This is a genomic window from Moorena sp. SIO4A1 (genome assembly GCF_010672065.1).
Lineage (GTDB): Bacteria > Cyanobacteriota > Cyanobacteriia > Cyanobacteriales > Coleofasciculaceae > Moorena.
In genome coordinates this window covers 1-2,897 of sequence record NZ_JAAHHX010000225.1, presented here as the reverse complement: position 1 = coordinate 2,897, position 2,897 = coordinate 1, and the positions used below count along the sequence as shown (strand labels likewise).

Sequence of the window (2,897 nt, the reverse complement as noted above, 5' to 3'; positions counted from 1 at the left end):
GAAACAAGAAGCTGAGGCACACAGTGACAAAAACTGACGGTGGTTTCAGTTAATTAGGAACTACTCTCCAGAAGAACTTTGAAGCCAAGAAATGCATCCTGAGCTTGAGAATGGTATGGTTCGCCAACTTTCAGGGAAGGGACTTGTACGGGAAAGATGTACCCAACACGATCTTGAGCTAGCGATGCAAAATCTGGAACACAAATTTGTTGCTTTTGACTTGACGGAGCGTTTTGATGAATCTCTTGCTGTATTTCAAGAAGTGTTAGGATGGCGACTCCCCATCATCTATTATTCAGCAAAGGTTCGCAGTAAAAATCTTATTTAACCTAATGAGCGATTAGATGAACTAATTTATGAATACAATGTTTTTGATCAAAAAATATATCAATTTTTAATAGATATATTTGAAAAAAACAGGATATTAACCTTTCAATTAAATAAAAAAAATAGACATATAAATTATCTTTTGTCTCCGGCTACAAAACTATTCAGGAGCTTGAAAGGGTAAATTTGAAAGTTATGAGTAATCCAAAAGTTTCAATTATGATCACCACTCGCAATCGCTTGAGCGATCTTAAGCGAACCTGCGATGTTCTCACTCGTCTCAATCCACCACCTCATGAGGTGCTAGTTACTGCTGATGGGTGTACAGATGGTACCGTCGAGTACCTGAAAGCAAATCACCCAGACTTTCGCCTTACTATTAATCAGCAAGGTAGAGGTTCAGTGGCTTCCCGTGCAGCAATGATGCAGCAAGCAACCGGAGATTTAGTTCTTGCCCTTGACGATGATAGCTATCCAGAACAGCTCAATTGTCTCGACACCCTAGCTCAAATCTTTGCAAAACACCCCAAGCTAGCGATCGCCACCTTTCCCCAACGTACTGACGAATACCCTGAGACCCTGACTCAAAAGGACTTCGGTCCATCAAAACCTGTCCGGTCTTTTGCTAACTCTGGTGCTTGTCTGCGGGTCTCTACCTACCGCAGCTTACCAGGATTTGAACCTATGTTTTTCCATATGTATGAAGAACCCGACTACGCGATTCAATGCATCGCGAATGATTGGCAAGTTTACTATTTTCCTGAGATAACCATTCGACACCACTACTCCCCCATCAGGCGCAACGAAGTCCGGAATCACCATCTTCATGCCCGTAATGAATTTTGGAGTGTTATCATGCGCTGTCCTAACCCATATTGCATTCCGCTAGCGCTTTATCGCATTTTGAGTCAAGCCCGTTACGCTCTTAGCCGAGGACCACAATGGTTGATTCAAGAACCAAAATGGTGGTGGCAAGCTTTAATTGCCTTCCCACAAGCTTTAAAGCGAAGACAAGCACTTTCCTGGAATGGTTATCGTGCTTGGTTAAAGCATCCATAAGCATTAACTTTGATTTAATCCCATGATGGAACTTTCTCTGTTTTTTTGTCTAAGTATCGTTAACCCGAACTGACGTTACATGGATTAATCCTAGATTTGAATGAATGAAAACTCTAGTATGATACACAGTGAACAAAGCTGGAGTGTAGCCCTCCTTGGTGCTCGCATGCACTATGCTGTCCCACGCCTGCTGTACCAAGCTAAACTATTAGAGTACTTTTATACCGATATCTGCGCTACTAAAGGCTGGCCACGTCTGCTACATGCTATTCCTTCCCCATTGCAACCAGCAGGAGTCAAGCGACTGCTCGGGCGCGTACCCACGGGCATTCCCCGCGAGCGGATCATAGCATTTAACCACTTAGGTTGGACCTATGCTCAGAAGCTACGACAGGCTCGCACTACTGACGAAACTACAGCTGCGTTTCTTTGGTCTGGCAAGGCTTTTTGTCAGCTTGTTTTACAGCATGGGTTAAAACCTGCTACTGGCATATATACCTTTAACAGTGCTGGTCTTGAGATTTTGCAAGCTGCCCGGTATCAGGGAATGGATACTGTTATGGAACAAACCATTGCTCCCCGTGCTCTGGAGCAGGAACTTTTACTAGAAGAACAAGAGAATTTTCCTGGTTGGGAAACTCCCTTAGGCAAGGATACTCACTTAGAGGAGTATACACTAAGAGAACAAAAGGAATGGGAACAGGCAGACACAATCATATGTGGTTCTGAGTTTGTTCGTCAAGGTATTATTGCCTGTGGTGGATCTGGTGATCGCTGTAAGGTTATACCCTATGGCATAGATATGCTGAGCTTTCCAAAACTAAAACGTCATCGACAGACAGAACCCCTGCGTGTACTTACCGTAGGCAGTGTTGGATTGCGAAAAGGTTCACCATATGTGTTGAAAGCTGCTCAAAAGCTTAGAGGCAAAGCTGTATTTCGTATGGTCGGTCCAATAGGAGTACAAACAGAAGCCCAATCTCTATTAAGCAAAAATGTCGAACTAATTGGTCCAATTCCACGCAGCGAGATTTTAGCCCAATATGCCTGGGCAGATATTTTTTTGTTACCTTCCTTATGTGAAGGGTCAGCAACAGTAATCTATGAAGCTCTAGCGACTGGACTACCGGTTATTTGTACTCCTAACGCAGGAAGTGTAGTACGTGATGGATACGAAGGGTTTATCGTTTCTATCCGAGATGTAGAAGCAATTGTAGACAAGGTGGAACTTCTTGCCAGTAATCCCGAATTACGAGCTGAGATGTCTGATCTGGCTATCCAGCGAGCTAAAGAATTCACCCTTGAGTCTTATCATCGCCGTCTGATGAATGTTTTGGTATCTTGAAAATCTTTTTTAAAGGACTTAGATAATGGGTCGATCTTAGCAGAGGTTTCAGGAGAAGCGATTTCTCAAACCTTGCAATGGTGTCTTAATCACCCCCAACAATTGCAGCGCTTTTCCCACCATCAAATAAATCTCTCTCAATTTAGTTTGCCTCAACTCCAACAAA

Annotated in this window: 3 protein-coding genes; all 3 read left to right on the top strand. The window is 43.3% G+C overall.

The window, feature by feature from the left end:
* Positions 1 to 91: 91 nt before the first annotated feature.
* Positions 92 to 328: a hypothetical protein gene (locus tag F6K53_RS36500; RefSeq protein ID WP_293084364.1), complete on the top strand. Its 237-nt coding sequence runs from the start codon at positions 92 to 94 to the stop codon at positions 326 to 328.
* A gap of 194 nt (positions 329 to 522) precedes the next feature.
* The gene (locus F6K53_RS36495) at positions 523 to 1,386 is read left to right on the top strand and encodes a glycosyltransferase (protein WP_293084362.1); all 864 of its coding nucleotides are present in this window, start codon (positions 523 to 525) and stop codon (positions 1,384 to 1,386) included.
* 100 nt (positions 1,387 to 1,486) lie between these two features.
* On the top strand, positions 1,487 to 2,731 hold the full coding sequence (locus F6K53_RS36490; RefSeq protein ID WP_293084359.1) for a glycosyltransferase family 4 protein: 1,245 nt from the start codon (positions 1,487 to 1,489) through the stop codon (positions 2,729 to 2,731).
* Positions 2,732 to 2,897: the final 166 nt, after the last annotated feature.

Excerpts from the sequence above, each read along its gene's own strand:
- F6K53_RS36495 (WP_293084362.1), top strand. The coding sequence starts at position 523 with ATGAGTAATCCAAAAGTTTCAATTATGATCACCACTCGCAATCGCTTG.
- F6K53_RS36500 (WP_293084364.1), top strand. The coding sequence starts at position 92 with ATGCATCCTGAGCTTGAGAATGGTATGGTTCGCCAACTTTCAGGGAAG.
- F6K53_RS36490 (WP_293084359.1), top strand. The coding sequence starts at position 1,487 with ATGAATGAAAACTCTAGTATGATACACAGTGAACAAAGCTGGAGTGTA.